This is a genomic window from Bradyrhizobium sp. Ken51, assembly GCF_055807435.1.
Genome location: NZ_JBVVPB010000180.1, coordinates 1 through 263, shown reverse-complemented (window position 1 = coordinate 263; position 263 = coordinate 1). Strand labels below are relative to the sequence as shown.

General features: G+C 54.0%; 1 protein-coding gene. It reads left to right on the top strand.

Features of this window, described 5'->3' with window-relative positions:
• Window positions 1–263: Mom family adenine methylcarbamoylation protein (locus AC0L27_RS41390; protein WP_473323900.1), on the top strand; the 263-nt coding region annotated here is incomplete at both ends.

The following is a 263-nucleotide window of genomic DNA, read 5'->3' as shown; positions in this document are numbered from 1 at the left end:
AGGAGCTGCGCGTTGAAACCATATCCTGCTGGCTGGCCCGCACAATTATTCAGACAAAGCACTATTCCCGCCGTTTTGTGAATAACTCTTACCTTCACCTGGGGGTATTCAGCGGACGCGATCTGGTTGGCGTTCTCCAGTGGGGATATGCCCTTAACCCCAACTCAGGTCGTCGTGTCGTGCTTGAAACGGATAACCGGGGCTATATGGAGTTGAACCGCATGTGGCTACACGACGACATGCCCCGCAACTCTGAATCACGG